15 protein-coding genes and 2 pseudogenes are annotated in these 19,264 nt (G+C 56.4%); 8 read left to right on the top strand and 9 right to left on the bottom strand.

Annotation, left to right across the window (positions count from 1 at the left end):
- Window positions 1–133 precede the first annotated feature (133 nt).
- Together H5P30_RS22365 and H5P30_RS22370 are read left to right on the top strand one after the other, a co-directional pair.
- A pseudogene (locus tag H5P30_RS22365) lies at window positions 134–2,005 on the top strand (cellulose binding domain-containing protein); the annotation flags it as partial.
- A gap of 97 nt (window positions 2,006–2,102) precedes the next feature.
- Window positions 2,103–3,514: pseudogene (locus tag H5P30_RS22370) on the top strand (glycoside hydrolase family 9 protein); the annotation flags it as partial.
- Window positions 3,515–3,531: 17 nt separating this feature from the next.
- Here the strand turns inward: H5P30_RS22370 and H5P30_RS01065 are convergent.
- Complete coding sequence (locus H5P30_RS01065; RefSeq protein WP_185691114.1) at window positions 3,532–3,750, bottom strand: hypothetical protein; 219 nt, start codon at window positions 3,748–3,750, stop codon at window positions 3,532–3,534.
- Window positions 3,751–4,054: 304 nt separating this feature from the next.
- Here H5P30_RS01065 and H5P30_RS01070 point away from each other — a divergent pair, with 304 nt between their 5' ends.
- From H5P30_RS01070 to H5P30_RS01080, 3 genes are all read left to right on the top strand, one after another.
- Window positions 4,055–5,014, top strand: a complete 960-nt coding sequence (locus H5P30_RS01070) for a hypothetical protein (RefSeq protein WP_185691115.1) — start codon at window positions 4,055–4,057, stop codon at window positions 5,012–5,014.
- A 187-nt stretch (window positions 5,015–5,201) separates the two neighbouring features.
- The gene (gene can, locus H5P30_RS01075) at window positions 5,202–5,801 is read left to right on the top strand and encodes a carbonate dehydratase (protein WP_185691116.1); all 600 of its coding nucleotides are present in this window, start codon (window positions 5,202–5,204) and stop codon (window positions 5,799–5,801) included.
- A 332-nt stretch (window positions 5,802–6,133) separates the two neighbouring features.
- The gene (locus H5P30_RS01080) at window positions 6,134–6,973 is read left to right on the top strand and encodes an ion transporter (RefSeq protein WP_185691117.1); all 840 of its coding nucleotides are present in this window, start codon (window positions 6,134–6,136) and stop codon (window positions 6,971–6,973) included.
- A 45-nt stretch (window positions 6,974–7,018) separates the two neighbouring features.
- On the opposite strand, the gene H5P30_RS01085 is transcribed toward H5P30_RS01080, so the two are convergent.
- Both H5P30_RS01085 and H5P30_RS01090 read right to left on the bottom strand, forming a co-directional pair.
- Window positions 7,019–7,675 (bottom strand): hypothetical protein, encoded by a 657-nt coding sequence (locus H5P30_RS01085; RefSeq protein ID WP_185691118.1) that lies wholly within the window; start codon window positions 7,673–7,675, stop codon window positions 7,019–7,021.
- Window positions 7,676–7,785: 110 nt separating this feature from the next.
- On the bottom strand, window positions 7,786–9,489 hold the full coding sequence (locus H5P30_RS01090; RefSeq protein ID WP_185691119.1) for a potassium channel family protein: 1,704 nt from the start codon (window positions 9,487–9,489) through the stop codon (window positions 7,786–7,788).
- Window positions 9,490–9,563: 74 nt separating this feature from the next.
- Between H5P30_RS01090 and H5P30_RS01095 the strand changes: the two genes are divergently transcribed.
- Together H5P30_RS01095 and H5P30_RS01100 are read left to right on the top strand one after the other, a co-directional pair.
- The gene (locus H5P30_RS01095) at window positions 9,564–9,797 is read left to right on the top strand and encodes a hypothetical protein (RefSeq protein WP_185691120.1); all 234 of its coding nucleotides are present in this window, start codon (window positions 9,564–9,566) and stop codon (window positions 9,795–9,797) included.
- A gap of 183 nt (window positions 9,798–9,980) precedes the next feature.
- Window positions 9,981–10,508 (top strand): hypothetical protein, encoded by a 528-nt coding sequence (locus H5P30_RS01100; RefSeq protein WP_185691121.1) that lies wholly within the window; start codon window positions 9,981–9,983, stop codon window positions 10,506–10,508.
- A gap of 570 nt (window positions 10,509–11,078) precedes the next feature.
- Here H5P30_RS01100 and H5P30_RS01105 read toward each other — a convergent pair.
- From H5P30_RS01105 to H5P30_RS01120, 4 genes are all read right to left on the bottom strand, one after another.
- Window positions 11,079–11,762 (bottom strand): DUF2062 domain-containing protein, encoded by a 684-nt coding sequence (locus tag H5P30_RS01105; RefSeq protein ID WP_185691122.1) that lies wholly within the window; start codon window positions 11,760–11,762, stop codon window positions 11,079–11,081.
- Window positions 11,763–11,791: 29 nt separating this feature from the next.
- The gene (locus H5P30_RS01110) at window positions 11,792–12,988 is read right to left on the bottom strand and encodes a glycerate kinase (protein WP_185691123.1); all 1,197 of its coding nucleotides are present in this window, start codon (window positions 12,986–12,988) and stop codon (window positions 11,792–11,794) included.
- Window positions 12,989–13,052: 64 nt separating this feature from the next.
- The gene (locus tag H5P30_RS01115; RefSeq protein WP_185691124.1) at window positions 13,053–14,828 is read right to left on the bottom strand and encodes an Rne/Rng family ribonuclease; all 1,776 of its coding nucleotides are present in this window, start codon (window positions 14,826–14,828) and stop codon (window positions 13,053–13,055) included.
- A 90-nt stretch (window positions 14,829–14,918) separates the two neighbouring features.
- On the bottom strand, window positions 14,919–16,073 hold the full coding sequence (locus H5P30_RS01120; RefSeq protein WP_185691135.1) for an FtsW/RodA/SpoVE family cell cycle protein: 1,155 nt from the start codon (window positions 16,071–16,073) through the stop codon (window positions 14,919–14,921).
- 127 nt (window positions 16,074–16,200) lie between these two features.
- On the opposite strand from H5P30_RS01120, the gene H5P30_RS01125 reads away from it, so the two are divergent.
- Window positions 16,201–17,088 (top strand): LOG family protein, encoded by an 888-nt coding sequence (locus tag H5P30_RS01125; protein ID WP_185691125.1) that lies wholly within the window; start codon window positions 16,201–16,203, stop codon window positions 17,086–17,088.
- 56 nt (window positions 17,089–17,144) lie between these two features.
- On the opposite strand, the gene H5P30_RS01130 is transcribed toward H5P30_RS01125, so the two are convergent.
- Both H5P30_RS01130 and H5P30_RS01135 read right to left on the bottom strand, forming a co-directional pair.
- Window positions 17,145–18,806 (bottom strand): hypothetical protein, encoded by a 1,662-nt coding sequence (locus H5P30_RS01130; RefSeq protein ID WP_185691126.1) that lies wholly within the window; start codon window positions 18,804–18,806, stop codon window positions 17,145–17,147.
- Window positions 18,794–19,258, bottom strand: a complete 465-nt coding sequence (locus H5P30_RS01135) for an ATP-binding cassette domain-containing protein (RefSeq protein ID WP_185691127.1) — start codon at window positions 19,256–19,258, stop codon at window positions 18,794–18,796. Before H5P30_RS01135 ends, H5P30_RS01130 begins: the two co-directional genes overlap by 13 nt.
- Window positions 19,259–19,264 lie beyond the last annotated feature (6 nt).

Below are 19,264 nucleotides of genomic sequence, written 5' to 3' on the forward strand. Positions count from 1 at the left end.
TCCAACAGGTGAGTTTTTAAACTAATTGTAAACTCGTGACATTCGGGAATAAATCCACGCCAGATCAGCTCATACTAAACGAATTCGCATCCACAAAGGATCGAATCGTTTAACTCTACCGAAAGCTAGCTCTATGCGAAATTCCCCTGCTTCCCATTGGCTCGGAATCACTCTCGCGGCTGTATCCAGCCTCGGCGTTCCCAGCCTCGTTCTCGGACACGGTTCGGTGGGAGACCCGATCAGTCGTCCCTATCGTATCTTCCTCGAGAATCCCGAAAATCCGAAAAGCGAAGTCTCTGCCGCCGCTATCGCGACCGCCGGCACCCAGGCATTCTACGATTGGCACGAAGTCAGTCTTCTCGTTCCCAATTACAACGGCAGTGATCTCGCCCCCTATCGGGCCATGATTCCCGATGGCACCCTCGCCGGTGCCGGAAGGGATAAATACGCAGGCCTCAACCTCACCCGTAGCGATTGGCCCGCAACTCCCGTCAATGCCGGGACCTACCCTGTGGTCTACGACGCTCACGTCCCTCACGATCCGAGCTACTTCCTCGCCTTTCTGACCAAGGAAGGGTGGAGCCCCGACCAACCCCTGAAGTGGGATGATCTCGTTCCTCTTGAGGGGCCAGAAAACTACGTCCGCGATGGCAACCTCTACCGCTTCGACGTAGAACTCCCACAGCGCACCGGCCACCACGTCCTCTATGTCATCTGGCAACGAATCGATCCCGCTGGCGAAGTATTCTTCTCCGCCAGCGACGTCGACTTTGGAGACGGGACCGGCTACGGAAATCCCGCCGATGGGAGCGGACGCTACCCCGAGTTTGACCTCGAATTCGGAGACGGTGAACTCAACGCCGACGTTACCTTCGCCGTCCAAAGCGATTGGGGCAGTGGATTCACCGGACAAGCAACCGTCACCAATACCGGCGACTTTCCCATCAACGACTGGGCTGTGGAATTCACCATTGGACACGAGATCAGCTCCGTCTGGGGCGGCACGATCGTCCAGTCCGAAGGCCTCACCTACACCGTTCAGAACGCCGACTGGAATCGAGACATCCCCGTCGGAGAGTCGGTGACATTCGGTTTCAACGCAGAGCCCGGAGGAATAGATCACCTCCACGCCCACATCGCCTCCATCTCTCTCGGAGGAGAAGTCACACCGACTCCTACTCCCGACCCGGATCCGGACCCCACTCCCGATCCTGACCCAGACCCAGATCCAACGCCGGATCCTGATCCCGATCCAACGCCGGACCCCGATCCTGACCCGACACCGGACCCTGACCCCGTTGATCAAGGCGACATCACCATCGACTTCCAGATCGTGGACGACTGGGGAAGTGGATACACCGCAGCCGTAACGTTGACCAACAACGGCACGGCTAACGTCGAAGACTGGACCCTCTCCTTCGATCTCGGAGTCGATCTAACAAACTTCTGGAACGCCGACGGCGGAACCCGGGCGGGCGACACGCTCACCTTCTCGAACGCTTCCTGGAACGGCACCATCGCCCCCGGCAACTCCGTGAACTTTGGCTTCCAAGCCAGTAGTAGCGACGACACCACTGCGGAAAACTTCGTTTTCAACGGACAATCCAGCGAAAACCCGAATCCTGATCCTGACCCAGATCCCACACCCGACCCGGATCCCGATCCAACGCCGGATCCCGATCCGGACCCAACCCCCGATCCAGACCCGACACCTACCGGCTCTCTTGAGGTCGCCGTCGGCTCTTCCTGGAACAGTGGTTTCAGCGCCGAAGCCAGTTTGATCGCCCCTCAGAACCTGACTGGCTGGGAAGTCACCTTCGACTTCCCCTATGGAATCGGATCGATCTGGAACGCCGAGATCGTCTCGCAGACCGGAAACACCTACACGGTCCGCAGCAAGAGCTACAACGCCGCCGTTCCTGCGGGTGGCACCATCAGCTTTGGCTTCAACGCCGCTTCAGGAGGCCCCTTGGCTGGTGAGACTCTCTATCCACAGAACGTCTCCCTCAACGGATCCCCTGTCGAAGGTGGCAATAACCCCGATCCTGACCCGGACCCAGACCCAGATCCCACCCTGCCCGATCCGACTCCCGATCCCGAGCCCGCTGAATACGGAGACGGCAAGCAGCAGACCGGCGACTACAACTACGCCGAGGCGATGCAGAAGAGCCTCTTCTTCTACGACGCCCAGCGTTCCGGAGATCTCCCTGAAGACTTCCGGGTCAGCTGGCGGGGGGACTCGGCCGTCAACGACGGTTCCGATGTCGGCCTCGATCTCTCCGGTGGATTCTACGATGCCGGCGATCACGTCAAGTTTGCCTTGCCCGGCGCTTTCAGCTTCACCCTTCTCGGATGGAGCGCCGCCGATCAGCGCAACTCTTGGATCGAGACCGGACAGCTTGATGAGCTCCTCGACCTGATCGAGTGGCAAGCCGACTATCTCATGCGCTCTCATATTCAGGACTCCAATGGAGAAACCCTCGAATTCTACGGTCAGGTTGGCAATGGCTCCATGGACCATTCCTACTGGGGCCCTCCCGAGGGCATGAACATGAACCGCCCCGCCTACAAAGTGAGCCGTTCGCAACCCGGCACCGAAGTCGCCGCAGAATCGGCTGCCTCTCTCGCCGCCGCCTCCCTGGCCTTCCGTCCAGACGATCCGGCCTACGCCGACGAGCTCCTGGAGCACGCCGCATCACTCTACCGCTTCGCCGACAACTACCGAGGCACGTATGTCAACGCCATCCCCGACGCCCGTAACTACTACAACTCCCACTCGGGCTACGAAGACGAGCTGGTCTGGGGTGCGCTCTGGATGTATCGAGCCACCGGGGACACCGCCTATCTCGACAAGGCTGAGGACTACTTCGCGGATTACCTCGAAGGAGGTTTCCAAGGGAGCAGCTCTGGTGGATTCCGCTGGACCATGAATTGGGATGACAAGAGCTACGGAACCGTCGTTCTCTTGGCTGCCCTTACTGGCGACAGCAAATATCAGGAATACGCCGAGAAGTGGCTGGACTACTGGAGCGTGGGCTACAATGGCCAACGCGTACAATACTCACCGGGAGGTCAGGCCTACCTCGACCAATGGGGCTCCCTCCGCTACTCGGCCAACACCGCCTTCCTGGCCCTCTGGTATGCCGATCAGGTCGGCGACCACGGCAGTCGCTACTTCGATCTCGGAGAATCCCAGATCGACTACGCCCTCGGGGACAACCCGCAAGGACGGTCCTATGTGGTCGGCTTCGGCAATAATCCCCCGATCAACCCCCATCACCGCGCTGCTCACGGCTCCACCACCAACAACATCGGCGTCCCCTACAACAACCGAAACATCCTCTATGGAGCTCTGGTCGGCGGACCGGGACAAGCCAATGATGGAGCCTCGTATCAGGACGACCGATCCGACTATCGAGCCAACGAGGTGGCGCTCGATTATAATGCCGGATACACCGCAGCCCTCGCCCTTCTCTACGAAATCTACGGCGGGCAGGTGCTCGCCAATTTTCCAGCCGAGTAATACCGAATTTAGTAAGGTTTGACCGTTATGGTGCAGCGCAGAATCGAAGCAGCGCAAGCCGCAGGGATTGGATTCGTATCGAGATACGCTCCGATCCCTGCAACGCAGCGACCTTCGATTCTGGGCGCATCCCCCTGGAACGGGCGGGAAATGAGCCTGAGCAGCGTTAGCCCAAATGGCACGGGTCGCAGACCCGCCTCCAATTGGGCCGCCTCGCTCAGGCTCATTTCTCATCCGGCCATAACTATCAAAACTTACTAAATTCGGTATAATGTCAGTAGAAGCCCGGCTCGTATCTGACTGAAGTCAGCCGAGTCGTTCCAAGAGCGAGTGAGTTGTAGCCCTCACTGGCTCTTTTTGTGGGTAAATCCCCCATACAAAATCTCCATATCCCTGTTCTTTGTTATTATCTCTTCTGAAACTGCGCTCATTTCGAAAATTATCTTGGACAGGGCTCGGATATTCGGGTTCTCCTCAAAAAGAGCAAAATCGTCGGCCGGTTTTCATTCTTTCCATTTTAACTTCAGATCCATGTCCATCCTCCCTCTTCGCAACTTCTTCCTGATCAGTGTTCTCACTCTCAGCGGCTTTGCTTCTCTCCAAGCGATAGACATAACTCTCTACGACGGGACCGTCCTAGAGAATGCCGAGGTTAAGGGGGAAACCCCCGAGACGATCTACATCCAGTATGGAGATCAATATAAAGGCTTTGCCCGATCACTGGTCCCCGATCAGTATCTTGAACAGAATATTGAATGGAAGGAAACGGCCCCGGCTCCGAGCTCCTCGCCCAGTTCGACACCATTCGCTGCCTCCACCGGATCGGGTTCCTCAAGCAATGATCCGTTTGGCTCGTCCTTAGGCAGCCCGTCCGCTCCAAATTCCCAATCTCTGTCGACCCAAGATCTTTCCAATCCGTCCACAACGAAAGCCTCCTCCCCCTTCAGCGCTTCAACCCAAGCCGATGCGGGCTCGAATGAATCGCCCGAGCCATTTTCTAGTTTTCGCGATTCGATTGAGCAAATTTTCACCGCTCCCTCCCACGCACTAGAGAATCCTGAAATCCAATCGAGGATCGAAGATCTGAAGAGTAACGAAAAATTCAAATCCTACGCGATCATCGCAATCCTCGTCGCCGCCGCATCGTTTCTGGTCACCAGTCTAATCGTCGCCCTCCTCTACTGGCCGCTCACCGCTCTCTTTTCCGTTGATGACCGGGGATACGGGAAGTGCTTTCTTATCGTTTTCCTAGCGGGTCTCCTCGGCCTTGCCCCCTACGCCATCCCTTTCTTTACCGAGCTCGGCTCCTCTCCAATCATCGCCCTCGTAGCGGCCTCGTTCCTCATCGGGCCCATCATCGCCGCCCTCATCTACCGAGACACCCCTTTCCGTGGGTTCTTCTCCTACCTCACTCTCCAATTGATCTTTATTGGCCTCTCCATCGCCTCAGCCCTCGTCCTCCCTGCAGTCGCCCCGCAGATTACCGGATAGGTGATCCGAATCCGGAGACCACAAATCGACCATCCCTCGACTCATGCCCGAAAAGGCGCGACTCGCTCCATAAAAGCACCCACTCCGAGGGAAAAATAAGAAGTTCACATTTTCGGGGATTTGCACTTTTGTCCCAGAATGCGCTCACCGGACCGCAAAAGGACCGCGTCCCGAGTGCTCTCTTCTCATGCCGACTCTTCAGGAACTTCTTGCCAACAACCGCGAATGGGCTCGCCAAACCCTCGAACGGGATCCCTCCTTTTTCGACAAACTGTCGTCCCAGCAGAATCCCGATTACCTCTGGATCGGATGCTCAGACAGCCGGGTGCCGGCCAATCAGATCACCGGGCTCATGCCGGGCGAAGTCTTCGTGCATCGCAACATCGCCAACATGGTGGTCCACACAGACCTGAACCTGCTTTCCGTCGTCCAGTTCGCCGTCGACATCCTCAAAGTGGAGCACATCATGGTCGTCGGTCACTACGACTGTGGGGGGATCAAGGCAGCCACCGATAAGTGTCCGCATGGGCTTATCGATAATTGGCTTCGTCATATTCAGGACGTCGAAGCCCTCCATTTGGAAGAACTCAATCAACTGGACGGCAGTAAACGCACAGATCGACTCTGCGAACTCAATGTCGTCGCCCAAGCTGAAAACCTCCGCCGAACGACCGTGATCCAAGATGCATGGCGACGGGGCCAAAAGATTGAGATTCATGCTTGGATCTATAGCCTCAAAGATGGCCTTCTCAGCGCTCTTCAAGACATCATTAGCGGTCCCAAATAAGGAGATTCTATTTCAGCGCCGTTTCTCCCGAAATGATCGAAGGCGCAGCCTTCTCTCCCCAAGAACAACACGTCCAAGCCATCTCCGGTATAGATTGTCTCCAATTTCTCTGGGGAAACCGGGCGCTCCCTTTCGGACGAGAGAATATCACCAAGACAAAGGAAAAGAACCTGACCAGCAGCTCCGCGCGTGAGGGTTCAAAAAGGAGCAACGCCGAGACTTCTTTAGGATCTCGAAACCTCTGTTTGGTAATACCGAATTTAGGCCCATATCCTGTACATTCTCCTTTTTCCGAGTCGCATCTTGAAAAGACATCATCACTTTGAAGCTTCATGAGTGAAAACGATCTTGCACAGTTGCTCCACCGTCGCGGCGTCGCTACCTGGCGGTTTCACTTGGCCACCTGGGTCGAATCCAAGAGAGTACAGCGAGTCATCATTTCGCTGATCATTCTCAATGCGATCATCCTCGGATGCGAAACCAGCACCGCGATCATGGACAAGCTGGGATTCTGGTTGGTCCTCATCGACAAGGTCTGCTTGGCCTTTTTCACGATCGAGATCCTCCTCAAGCTCATCGCCTACCGCATGGACTTTTGGCGAAGTGGATGGAATGTATTCGACTTTCTGGTCGTCGGCATCGCCCTCATCCCGGCGGCCGGGGCGTGGAGTGTGCTCCGGGCCCTCCGGGTGCTCCGCATCATGCGGCTCTTGACGGTTGTTCCGTCCCTGCGCCGTGTCGTTGCCGCTTTTCTCCACTCGATTCCCGGTCTCATGGGAGTCGTCTCTGTGATGGCCATTTTCTTCTATGTCGGCGCAGTTCTCGCCACTCGTCTGTTCGGAGAACAATTCCCCGATTGGTTTGGCTCGCTCGGTGCCAGCCTCTATTCCCTTTTCCAGATCATGACCCTCGAAAGCTGGTCCATGGGCATCGTTCGCCCCGTCATGGAAGTCTATCCGTGGGCATGGATGTTCTTCATCCCCTTCATCATGATCGCCACCTTCACCATCTTGAATCTGTTCATCGGAATCATCGTCAGCACCATGCAAGAACTTTCGATGGAACCGGCCCCCAACAAAACCTCTTCGAAACCCAACAAAATCCTCGATCGCATTGAAGGAGACCTGGCCGAACTCAAACGACAACTGAGGGAACCCTCCGACCGTTCGTAAACCGCCCCGGCTTGAAACCACCGATTTGTCGACGCGGTTTCTTCCTCAGTCCGGTTCGACCGTGTTCCTTTTCGAGGCTCGATGCCGTGCGATAATCCGACGAATCCCCCGCAACTCCAGAACGATAAAGAGCAGCCCCACTCCCCAGTAAAAAGCAAGCAGCCCCCAGACAATCCCGGGAATATCTCCTGAAAAGGAAATCACCGTATCCGTCTGATTCGGCCGAGTCATGCAGAACAGCAAAGCCACTTCTCCAAGACTCCAACTATCGGCCCCCACCTTTCCCATGATCCCCGGAACGAGGAAACCGAAGGGAGAAGGCCAAGCACAGGCTACGGCTTCCAGGGTCAGAGGGACAACATGGTCAAGACGTCCCACCGTGTTCGCTGCCCCGATTCCAAATCCGGAGGCAACCGAACCGAATTCGAAAAGAACCGGCCCCGTATCGACATCCATAAAGACATCGTCGGCCCCGATAGGATGTTCCGTAAACCCCACCGCCCAAGCGGTCTCTTTCCAGAAGTCCGGCTCATGAGCTTCATACCATGAAGCAGCCATCTCAGTATCCAATTCCGCAGCGAAGGTCAGGATCCCAGAGTTCCCACTTCCCCAGGGAGCCTGCAGGACCCAACCCTGACGCGAATCCATCTGAAATGCGGGCAGACCTTTGACCGAGACAGGGGACTTATTGAAGGTTTGCATCAGGCTAGCCGCCAGATCCCGGTGATCTACTCCCTCAAGCGCTCCGGCTCGCGGGATCGCCGCAACGGCCCAGAGAATATCGGAGGGGTAGCACTCTTTCAGTCAGCGACTTATCCAGCTCCAAACGCTTCACTGAACCTCTCACGCTGGTCAGTGGTTCCGAGCATGAGGAGTTTGGTGCCGTCCTCCAGTATTTGGCCAGCAGAGGGGTTGGTTATCGTCTTCTCCTCGGTTTCCAAGGCAAGCACGACCATCCCCGTTTTCGCACCGATTCCGCTCTCAGCCAAACTCATCCCGACGATCACCGGAGGTACGTCTACCGGGAATACCTCGACCCCCTCTCCCAGCATCACGGGTTCACGGCCGGCGAGATAGGCCGTGATGAATTCGCATCCGAGCGAGGCGTAGCTGAGAACAAAGTCTGCTCCAGCCCGGTAGATCGCATCGATATTACGCTCGCGAGTAATCCGGCTGACAATTCCCAGCTCGGGTCGGAGCCGACGGAAATACACGGCGAGATGAATATTCTGAGCATCATCGTTGGTGGTCAGGGCGACGCCGCCAACGGAATCGATCCCCGCCCTCTCCAGCGTTTTCAGGTCGGCCGCATTGCCGATAAAAACTTCGTCGCAAAACGGCTCGAGCTCTCCGCGAAGGTCTGGGTTGCGATCAAGAATCCGAACCCGCACCCCCCGCTCTTTCAGAGTCTGCGCGGTTGAACGACCGACCTTTCCCCCTCCCACGACGAGAACCTCGTGCGGCATCCCTGTTCCTCCGCCCAGCAAAACGTTGAGCTTTTCGATTTGCTCCTCCCGCCCGACGGCCACCGGGACACAAGTCTTGCCCAGTGGGCGGTTCGGGTCGACGGCGCGAAAACGGCCGCCCTCCCAGACTCCGATCACATTCACACCCGTTTTCTCCCGTAGCCCTGCTTCCCGGAGAAGCGCTCCCTCGAGGGGGGTGTCGTGAACCAGAAACTCGGCAATGACCAGATCCTTGAATCTTCCGACCTCCTGCGCTTTCCCGACTCCCGAACTGACTCGATTGGCCAAGTGTTCCCCGAGTCGCGTTTTCAGCGGGAGGGGAAAGGTCGCGCCACTCAGGGAAAAAATGTCGATCGAGTCATCCTCCTCCGCGAGAGCGATAATCGGCAAAGTGGCATGAAGGGAGCGGACAGTGAGGAGGATGTTGGTATTGACCGGATCCTCCGCGTTGGCGAGGAGAAGCCGAGCTGAGCTCAGGTTGACCGACCGATAGGTGTCCGGATCATCGACGCTCCCAAGAATCACATTCAGGCCTTCCTCCCGCATGCGCGTCGCTTCTTCCGGATCTTCTTCCAGCAGACAGTAGGGAATGTTCCCCAGAGCAAACTTGCGGATCAGCCCGTTTGTGATCCAGTCACGACGGGCAATGATGACGTGGCCACTCACAGAATCGGCCAATGCCCGGGGAACCGCAGCCCGGATCTGCGCCTCCAGCCACGGCGCATAAAAATACCGGATGAAGGCAAAGGGCAGCATGATCAGGAGGAGGATCACCCCCGAGCCGAGAACTACGATGCTGAAAAAGCGCCCGAGATCGCTCTCAAAGGTAATGTCTCCGAAACCGAGGGTGCTCATCACCGTGAGCGTCCAGTACAATCCGGTCATCCACGAATGGTCCTGGCCCTCGTAGACCATCACGAGATGGAAGAGGAACGAGTAAAGGATGATAATCCCCACTAAAAAGATCAGGTAGGTTCTCAGGGCGTCGAGATTTCGACGAGCCTGACGATCTTTGAGGAAATAGGAGAACTGGGAGACGAGAAACTTCATGATTACAAGCCACGCTCTCGAAGCGGAGAGGCAATGAGGGAAAGTAATACCGAATTTAGGAAGTTTTGATAGTTATGGCGGGATGGGAAATAAGTCTGAGCGAGGCGGCCCAATTGGAGGCGGGTCTGCGACCCGTGCCATTTGGGCTAACGCTGCTCAGGCTCATTTCCCGCCCGTCCCAGGGGGATGCGCCCAGAATCGAAGGTCGCGGCGTTGCAGGGATCGGAGCGGATCTCGATACGAATCCGATCCCTGCCCCTTGCGCTGCTTCGATTCTGCGCTGCACCATAACGGTCAAAACTTACTAAATTTGGTATAAGAAAGCCCCACCTTGATGAATCCCCCTGAGCACCGCGATCCGAAATTCGCAACTTTCCCACGGCTTTGGCCCTCCATTTTTGAAAATCCTGCAAAACACGACCTCCCCCAACCGGCACTCCGATGTTTCTTGTCAGATCGTTTTTTCGGGGCTAGATACAATGCACTCCTCTATGCGGCTCACAACACTCGCCATCTTTCTCTTCTGCACCTTGAACCTCTTCGCCAATGACGAATGGTTGACGGAGCCTCCTATCTTTGACGCCGAATACTATTCCGAGACCCATGAGGACTTGGCCCGGGCTTTCCGCGGAGACCAGAAGGAATTGAAAAAACACTGGCTGCGATTCGGCATTGAGGAAGGTCGAGCCAGCTCTCCCGTCATGAACGTCGAGTGGTATGTCGCCACGAATCCAGACCTGCAGGCCGCCTTCGGTGAGAACAACTACCGCGACGCGCTGAAACACTGGATCGACTATGGAATGGCCGAAGGCCGCGCCGCCTCACCCGATTTCGATCCTCGCTGGTACATTCAGCAATATCCCGACGTCGCCGCCGCCTTCGGCGCCATGAATTACAAGAGTGCGGTTATGCATTATCTTGAGTACGGGCAAAAGGAAGGACGCTACGGAGCCCCTCCTCCCATGATGCGGAAGGAAAATAACTTCGACTTTCCCGAAGACAACGGCCCACCCTTTTGATCAGGGAATGGGTTGAAACGGTGGGCATGGCCTTCATGTTTTGCCCGCAGCAGTTGATGAGCTCGTTCAAATCTCCTTGAGACAACATCGCGCGGAAGTCTTAGCCGAACACATCCTGGAGGGCGCTCAAGCAACCCTCTCACGGTGGGGCATGGCCTTCAGCCTTGCCCGCGGCGAGAGCTGGCCGTTCCAAATATCCGTGAGACAACATCGCGCGGAAGGTCTCAACCGGACACCATCCAGGAGGGCGCTCAAGCAACCCTCCTACTGTGGGGCATGGCTTTCAGCCTTGCCCGCGGCGAGAGCTGGCCGTTCCAAATATCCGTTAGACAACATCGCGCTGAGTCTCAACCGAACTCCATCCAGGAGGGCGCTTAAGCAACCCTCCCACTGTGGGGCATGGCTTCCAGCCTTGCCCGCGGCGAGAACTGGCCATTCCGAATATCCGTAAGACAACATCGCGCGGAAGGTCTCAACCGGACCCCATCCAGGAAGGCGCTTAAGCAACCCTCCCACTGTGGGGCATGGCCTTCAGCCTTGCCCACGGCGGGACGGCATCAGCCAAATCCTCTACGAATCGTTCCGGCCGGAATTGCGATCCCGACGCAGAGCTTCGGCGGCCACCTTATTGTAGGAGGGGACGTAGCGGTTGAGGACGATTCGGTAAATACAACAGGAAATGAAGCCAGCCAACAAACCGAGGATCAGCCCTCCGAGGAAGGTTCCTCCGACCAGTCGACCCAGCAATTCCGAGACTACGCTGGAGCCCGATTCACGGGTGCGCTCGATGATAAAATCCAGGGTTTGGCGAAAGGAAAAATTCTGATCAGAGGCTTCGGAAATCAATACTCCGAAACGAATGGGGGATTCGCCGAAAATCAGATTCAGGAAAAAATTTCCGACCTGATAATTCAAATACCACAGAGGAAGGACCGTGATCGGATTCGAAACCATCTGCAGAGCGATCATGATCATGAGATTCGCCCGAAATCCCAGAGCCAACAGAAAGGCCAAGACGAGTTGCAGTCCATAGAGCGGCAACAAGGTCAGCACCCACCCGACATAGAAAGCCGGGACGACGGCATTGCGCCGAAATGACCAGAGAAAATCCTTCTTGCGGGCCGTTCCCGCAAACCAGTTCAAGACGGGATATCGATGGATGTTCGCCCTCCGGGGGAGAGGCCGCAAGAGCTTCTTCACCCGCCGGATGCGGGAAAATCGCTTCTCCCGAAGCTGGTCTTCTTCCTTCGTCATTATAAGTTATCCCGGCGATCTGGATCGCTCTACCAGCCCCGAGATTTCCTTTCAGCCGCCCAACCGGAGACTTCCTCTGCCAGACGCTCTTCTGTCCGGCTCAGAGATTCTTCCAACGACCATTCTGGACGAGATAAGGCGATGCATGTGCATTCACCCAACTCTCCCGCCAAAGACTCGGGAACCCCTTCTTCAATCGCGCCGGCGAAAGCCGCGACTTTCGCACCCTGCTTCACGGCATCACGCAGAAGAGCCACCGGCCCTTTGCCAGAAAGAGATCCCTGATCGAGGCGACCTTCACCCGTGACGACCCAATCGGCCGCGGCGAGCTTTTCTGCCAGCTCCATCCAGTCCGAGACGAGGGCAAACCCCGGCTCCACCCGCACTTCAGCCAAAGCTGAGAGGCCAAACGAAATTCCTCCCGCAGCTCCCATCCCTGGCTTCGAAGCATCGGGCGAGGCTGAACTTTCATCGAAAGGCGAAGCCGAAGCGATCAAGACCGCCATGCGCTCAAAAACCGCTTCCATCTTTTCAACATCGTTCAGGCCTTTCTGTGGCCCGAAAACTCGCGTCGCTCCGGATTCTCCCAGCAAGGGACTCTGCACATCGGAGGCGATGACAATGGGAGGCAGTGGTTCAGCGGCCTCATACTCCACCGACTCCACGAGATCAAATCGATCCGGGCGCAAGTCGACCAACGCCTGCCCCTCAGCGTCGAGAAACCGAACGCCCAACGCCTCCAGCACTCCGACGCCGCAATCGTTGGTCGCACTGCCTCCCACCCCGAGAAGGATGAGATCCGCGCCCTCTTCGACCGCTTTCTGAATGAGCTCGCCAGTTCCACGCGAAGTCGTTTTCCAAGGATCGCGCTCCTCCATCGACAAGATCGGGAGCCCGCTGGCCGAGGCCATCTCGATGATCGCCACCCGCTGCCCTTCGACACAACCGATACGGGCGCGCGCCTCCAACGGAAGCTCTTCCGCATCGACCCAGCCGATCGGCGCCCGGAGTGGACGGCCCAGCGGATCCGCGACTGCATATTCCTCCAGCGCGCCGTTGCGCGCCTCGGTGAGAATCGGACAAAACCCTTCGCCGCCGTCCGTCAGCGGCGCCTCGGAGATCGAGATCTCCGGGCACTCCGACTGGACGGCGTCCGCGGCGATTCGGCAGGCCTCCCCGGCCGTCAAGGCCCCCTTGAATTTGTCGAATGCCAACAGAATGTTCATAAGAGGATCCTTTCGCTACCGGGATTGATGATGAATCAATTCACGGGAAGAGGACGAGTGACACCTAGCGCAGCTCGCGACCTGTTTTCCCGTCGAGAATTTTGAAGTTCTCAACATGGTAGGATGGATCCGCTCGGAAGGAAAGGTTTACGTTGTAACTCTTCTCCAACTCGATGAGGTGAGCCTCGTCTTCAGCCCGCAAGCGCTCGAGATTGACCGGGTGCAGAAGGATGCGGAGGAAGAGAGGTTCCTCGCTGGCACCGGAACTGCGCGAATGACGTGAAACGCTGACGATCCGCCGCTGGATTTCCACACTGATGGAGCGAGCAGACTTCACAATCCCCCGACCGCTGCAGTAAGGGCAAGAGGTGTAGATTCCACTCGAGTGGCTTTCCTTATGCCGCTGGCGGCTCATCTGGAGAAGGCCCAGCTGGGAGATCGGCAGGACATGGCTCTTGGCCGCATCGCGGGACATCTCCTGACGCATCTTCTGGTAGACCGCGTTGCGATCCCGCTTCTGCTTCATGTCGATGAAGTCGATGATGATCAACCCCCCGATGTTGCGGAGGCGGATCTGACGCGCGACCTCGGCTGCCGCTTCCAGATTGGCACGAACGATGAAGTCTTTCCCATCTTTCGAGCCTCCCTTGTGGCCACCGGTGTTCACGTCGACAGAGACGAGGGCTTCCGTTTCCTCAATGACGATTTCCCCGCCGCTGGGCAGAGGGACCTTGCGCATGAAGGTCTGCTCGATCTGGCGTTCCACGTTGAAGCGCTCGAAGATCGGAATGTTCTCCTTGAAGATGGCAATCTTCGCCTTGGAGCGGCTGGAGATCTGACCGACCAATCCGAGCATCCGCTGGTGATCCTCAGGATCGTCGATAATGACTCGGTCGATGTCCTCGGTGAGGAAGTCGCGCACCGTCCGCTCGACGAGATCCGGCTCGCGGTAGAGGCAAACCGGCTTTTTCGAGGAGGCGATCTTTTCCTGGATCTCTTCCCACTTGCGGAGGAGGAGATGCAAGTCGCGCACAAAATAGCGGGCCTTCTTGCCTTCGCCGGCCGTCCGCATGATCACGCCCATCCCTTCCGGAATCGTGAGATCGCGGAGGATCTTCTTCAAACGCCCGCGTTCGCCCTTGTCAGCGATCTTACGGGAAATCCCGCACTGTCCCGAGAACGGCATGAGGACGATAAAGCGCCCGGGCAAAGCGATATTCGTGGTCGTCCGGGGGCCCTTGCTTCCGATGGTGGCCTTGGTCACCTGGACCACGATCTCGGATCCAACCGGATACTTTTTCGGGATGTCCTTAACGGTGATCTTTTCCGGCTGCTTCTCGCCTCCCTTACCGTCCTTTTCCTTGTTCTTGTTGTCGCGAACAATCTCGATCGTGTTGTCGTTGGCAGCCGGGAGAATGTCCCAGTAGTGCAAGAAAGCGTTCTTGGGTTCGCCGATGTCGACGAAGGCCGCTTTCAGACCTGGCTCCAGATTCTGGATCTTGCCCTTGTAGATCGTACCGACCATCCGGTCGTCGCCCTGGCGCTCGACTTCGAACTTTTCGAGAACGCCGTTGCGCAGGAGTGCGACACGGGTTTCGAGTGGCTCGGAGTTGATGACGAGTTCGGCGAAGTCCTTCTTTTCCTTACGCAGGGCCCGAACGATGCGGGTGACCATGGGTTGCTTTTTCGAACGCTTGGCAGCGTCCTCCTTCAGCTGATCTTCAGGGATCGTTTCAACCGGCTTCTCAACCGGTGGCTTTTCCAGCTCTTCGCGATGGATGTCTACTTCTTCTTCGGGTTCATTCGCTTTGGAAGTGGGGGATTCTTGTGATGAGTCCATGAGTTTTTCCTATATTCGGGTGTATTGTCATGGAGGACTCCCTTCCCTCTGTGCGTTCCCGTGTCCCGGGAAATCTTCTATGCCAGACCTTCACGAAAAATCCTTTCGAAATCGGTAAACGGACTGGACGAGACCTTGGAGAACGCAACAGCTCAAAAGAAAAGAGCCTCCGTAAGTCATAAACGGAAGCGGCAGCCCAGTGACCGGCGTCAGACCCATCGTCATTCCCACATTAATAAAAACATGGACCAACAAAAGAACACTGACCCCCACGGCGAGCAACATCCCGAACCGGTCCCGGGATAACCCCGCAACACGAAATCCGTTCAGAATGATCACCGCATAGAGCACTAAAGCTAACGTACTTCCGACAAAACCTTTCTCCTCCGCGAGAACCGCGAAGATGAAATCATTATGAGCTACCGCTGGTGGCAGGTAGCCGAGAAGTGCCTGGGTGCCGAGGCCCCAGCCCTTCCCAAAAAGTCCACCTGATCCGATCGAGATCAGGGATTGATTCACGTTCCAACTATCGCCGATCCCACGGGGGTCGACGAGTTCAGGAACCACAAAAGAGAGAATGCGATCCCGCTGATAATCGTGCATCGGCAGGATGGAGAGCTCGTCGTAATCCGGACGGCTCTCATCGGCGAGAAGCTCAGGCTCCGCCGCATAAGAATACTGGTAATACTGATAGCAATCGAAGGCCACCACCGAAAGGAGCAGCGCAAAGATGGCAAAGGAGACGTAAAAAAATCGATCCGAGAGCTTCGACACGTAGAGGAGCCCAAACACAAGCGGGGGAAAGACCAGCGTCGACCCAAGGTCCGGCTGGAGAAAGATCAGCCCCATGGGCAAGACCGCGATTCCAGCAACCTTGAAAAGCGTCTGCAGGGAATTCCGAAAACTACCGATACGCGAACGGGCCAGCACGCTCGCAATCATGATCAGTACCGAGATCTTGGCGAGCTCCGAGGGCTGGAGATTGAAAAACCCCAGGTCGATCCATCGCCGCGAACCGTAAATCTCCACCCCGAGCGGCGTTTCCACCAAGACGAGAAGGAAAACACTCCCCGCGTAAAACCAGTGGGCCTTTTCGAGAAGGATCTTGTAATTGATCAGCGAAACGAAAGCATACACTCCAATCCCTAAGACAACCCAGATGATCTGCATCTTCCAAAGCCCGCCACCCGTATACGCTTGGGCAGACCGGATGAAACACACACCCGCCAATGCTAATATTAGCATCGCCACGGGGGTCACCGGGTCAAACCGCCTTTCGACGGCCGCGCCTTCCCATTCCGAGGGTCGACTCGCTGCGCTCTCGTTTACCACTGGTTGCCCAAAACAATGAATTAGTACAGGAAATTTCGAAATGAACAAGGAAGAAGAATTCCCAAATCCCAAAACTCCAAGTACCAAGCCGGAAAAGGCTTACAAAAACCTGTCTTTTCTCAACAGCCCGGCGGCCCGGCCGATCCGCGTTCTCTGCGAACTGGCTGAACCAGGAATGCGCCTCGACGCTGCGGATGTTCGCAATACGATCGTGTTTTTCGGATCAGCGCGCAATCCGGCCCCGGAACAAGCGGAGAAGCTCCTCGAGGAAACGCAGTCCCGCGACTCAGGACCTGCCCTCTCCGAAGAGGCCCAGCAACAGGTCGAAGCCCGGCGACGCCAGATCCAGCGAGCGGCGAAATACTACCGCATCGCCCTCGATCTCTCGCGCAAGCTCACGGAGTGGTCCCTCCAACAGGAGGATGCCGACAAGCAGTTCTACATCTGCTCCGGCGGTGGACCGGGAATCATGGAAGCCGCCAACCGCGGCGCCAAGGAAGCGGGCGGCAAATCGATCGGCCTCGGGATCAGCCTCCCCTTCGAGCAAGGCATCAATGCTTACTGCGATCCGGAGCTCAGCTTCGATTTTCACTATTTCTTCCTCCGAAAATACTGGTTCCTCTTCCACGCCAAGGCCCTCGTCGTCTTTCCGGGTGGTTTCGGCACCTTTGACGAGCTCTTTGAGATGCTCACTCTGATTCAGACGCAGAAAACGAAGAAACACATCCGCATCCTCTTGATGGGCAGAGAATTCTGGGAGAACACCATCAATTTCTCAAACCTGGTCGAGTGGGGAACCATCTCTCCCGAGGACGTACGCCTCTTCCAAATCATCGATGACGTTGAGGAAGCCTACGACCTCCTCATCGAACCCTTCGCCAGCGGTCAAGTCACCCCCGGCGGCGACCCTCATATGATGCCGGAGTAAGGGATCTGCTCTTCAACAGGGGATTGGGACCATGGGCAACGCGGACTCTGTCCGCGCTAGGCCCGGTTTGGCCTCAACCTCATTTCATAGAATCCGAAATCCACGGCTTTTTTGAACAGAAGCCAACACAGCCCGGCGATCCCCCAAGATAGAGGTAAGAAAACCACAAGCAGCCAAGGCTCGAAAAAAGCGCTGATCAGAGTCCCCAAGAAGATGACGATCAGGGAAAAGACGAAGCCACAATTTCCTATCCCGAGAACAAAACCCCATCGACGTCCAGTCAGCCGATAGCCCGATTGTTTGGCGATCACCGCGCCTACGGGCAGAAGCCCCATCCAGGAAAGATAGGCTCCGAAGCACCGCAGGTAAATTCCATCCACCCCTAATTCCTGCAAGGGTGCCAATGCCAGCGCACAGGCAAGAACCGGAAGCCCAAGAGACATCTGGATGATCCCCACCTTCAAACGGGTGAAGACTCTTTCCCCGAAGCCGAGAGGAAAAAGGTCCTCAAGAGGGACAGCCCGACCCGCCATCGTATTTATGTGGGTGACACCGCTGATGGCGAGCGACAGGAAAGGAATAATGGCGAGAACGGGTAGCCCGATCACAGCTAGCTCCCAAAATGGTAGCCACCCCGTGTCCAATGCAATCCGGTAGATACAGAGAATGATTAGGATCAACGGAGACCAATAGATGCCTCGCAGGAAAGCAAAACAGGGCCCCTCCAGATACTGCTGCAGAACCCTCTCTCTCCGATCAAACCATTGGAGAAATATCTGCGGATCCCGAATCCGCGCAGAGGGAGGGATCCCCGGATCACTTTCGGTTCCGATCTGATTCAACAAACCGAGGTCGTCGCTGGAAGATTCCGCCTCCTCTAAATATTGATCATCTTCGAAATCCAGATCCGCCGAATCCCACTCGTCTTCATAGAGATCGTACTGCCTAAGTTGACGACGAATCCAAAACGGAAGAGTCAAGCTCACGGCTATCGCCGGAATCCAATTCATCCAGGAAGACGATCCACCGAGCATCTCGGTCCAAAGGCTCTGTTCTAGACGGGACTGCGGCAAAATTTCCGCCAACCACTTACCCGACTGGAACAACAGATCCCCCTGAAGAACCCCCTGCCTCTCTCCAAAAAATCCAATCAACCCGCAGAAAAGGTAGCCCATCAAAATCCACCAAACAATCCGCACCGAAACGAGACTGGACAAAGCCATGACTCCAACACAATTGACTCCTACCACCAACAGCATAGCCAGTATCCATTTCAGCGGACTCACATTCGCAGGCAAAGCCCACTCCATTCCCAAGCTGAGAAGTAAGCCAATCTCCAGAGAAAGCGCCAAGGCCGTTCCGAGAATAGTAGCGACCATGTGATTCGCGGCATGGCGGGAATTCCCACCGTAAAACGCCACGATCAAATTCTTGGGATGTCCCGATTCTCTTCGCGTCCCTGCCGCGATCAGCTGAATGAGGAAGAGAACGATCGAAACATGGGTCATCCCCGCAACGAGGTCGGCGGGCCCCTCTCGGCCCGATACCATCATATCGAGGCACGTCCGCACCATAAGAAAAAAAATACCCAAATAGAAGAAGATCGCGACTCCCCGACTCAACGACTTCCGAATGATCGAAGAGAGGCACCCCACCCGAACCCCCAGCGAGAGAGCGAGCCTATATTCCCCGAACAACGATTGAATCAGTTTCCACACCGGGATTCCTCCATCATCTCTTCGAGGTCAAAGCATCGGCCATCACCATCCAAAACGTCCCTCCCGCTCGTCCTGAAAAACTGAGCCTTCTGCCGCTGCAAGAGAACCACGCGATCAGCGAAAACTGCGATCTCGGGGAGTTGTGTCGTGAAAATAATCGTCTTCCCGCTTTCGGCTGCAGCGCGAAACCACTGCTTCATCACCCGCGTTCCATGGGAATCCATTCCCGAAGCAAAAGGCTCGTCCAACAACCAAATAGGGCAATCCATCAGCTTCATCGAGATCAGGGCAGACTTGTAAAGTTGCCCTCGACTCATCTGAACAAAGGGCTTGCGAACCACTTCCCTCAGATCCATTTCGTCCACCAAACTCTCAAACTCCCGCCGAATCGGATCCGCATCGCGCTCGAACATCACCGTGAGAGCCGCAATGTGCCGATAGAGGGTCCACATTGGAGA

Origin of the sequence: Puniceicoccus vermicola (assembly GCF_014230055.1) — a bacterium.
GTDB lineage: Bacteria > Verrucomicrobiota > Verrucomicrobiia > Opitutales > Puniceicoccaceae > Puniceicoccus > Puniceicoccus vermicola.

Excerpts from the sequence above, each read along its gene's own strand:
- H5P30_RS01100 (WP_185691121.1), top strand. The coding sequence starts at position 9,981 with ATGCGGCTCACAACACTCGCCATCTTTCTCTTCTGCACCTTGAACCTC.
- H5P30_RS01115 (WP_185691124.1), bottom strand. The coding sequence starts at position 14,828 with ATGGACTCATCACAAGAATCCCCCACTTCCAAAGCGAATGAACCCGAA.
- H5P30_RS01090 (WP_185691119.1), bottom strand. The coding sequence starts at position 9,489 with ATGAAGTTTCTCGTCTCCCAGTTCTCCTATTTCCTCAAAGATCGTCAG.
- H5P30_RS01070 (WP_185691115.1), top strand. The coding sequence starts at position 4,055 with ATGTCCATCCTCCCTCTTCGCAACTTCTTCCTGATCAGTGTTCTCACT.
- H5P30_RS01110 (WP_185691123.1), bottom strand. The coding sequence starts at position 12,988 with ATGAACATTCTGTTGGCATTCGACAAATTCAAGGGGGCCTTGACGGCC.
- H5P30_RS01080 (WP_185691117.1), top strand. The coding sequence starts at position 6,134 with ATGAGTGAAAACGATCTTGCACAGTTGCTCCACCGTCGCGGCGTCGCT.
- H5P30_RS01105 (WP_185691122.1), bottom strand. The coding sequence starts at position 11,762 with ATGACGAAGGAAGAAGACCAGCTTCGGGAGAAGCGATTTTCCCGCATC.
- H5P30_RS01120 (WP_185691135.1), bottom strand. The coding sequence starts at position 16,073 with ATGCTAATATTAGCATTGGCGGGTGTGTGTTTCATCCGGTCTGCCCAA.
- can (WP_185691116.1), top strand. The coding sequence starts at position 5,202 with ATGCCGACTCTTCAGGAACTTCTTGCCAACAACCGCGAATGGGCTCGC.
- H5P30_RS01085 (WP_185691118.1), bottom strand. The coding sequence starts at position 7,675 with ATGCAAACCTTCAATAAGTCCCCTGTCTCGGTCAAAGGTCTGCCCGCA.
- H5P30_RS01065 (WP_185691114.1), bottom strand. The coding sequence starts at position 3,750 with ATGAGCCTGAGCGAGGCGGCCCAATTGGAGGCGGGTCTGCGACCCGTG.
- H5P30_RS01095 (WP_185691120.1), top strand. The coding sequence starts at position 9,564 with ATGGCGGGATGGGAAATAAGTCTGAGCGAGGCGGCCCAATTGGAGGCG.
- H5P30_RS01135 (WP_185691127.1), bottom strand. The coding sequence starts at position 19,258 with ATGTGGACCCTCTATCGGCACATTGCGGCTCTCACGGTGATGTTCGAG.
- H5P30_RS01125 (WP_185691125.1), top strand. The coding sequence starts at position 16,201 with ATGAACAAGGAAGAAGAATTCCCAAATCCCAAAACTCCAAGTACCAAG.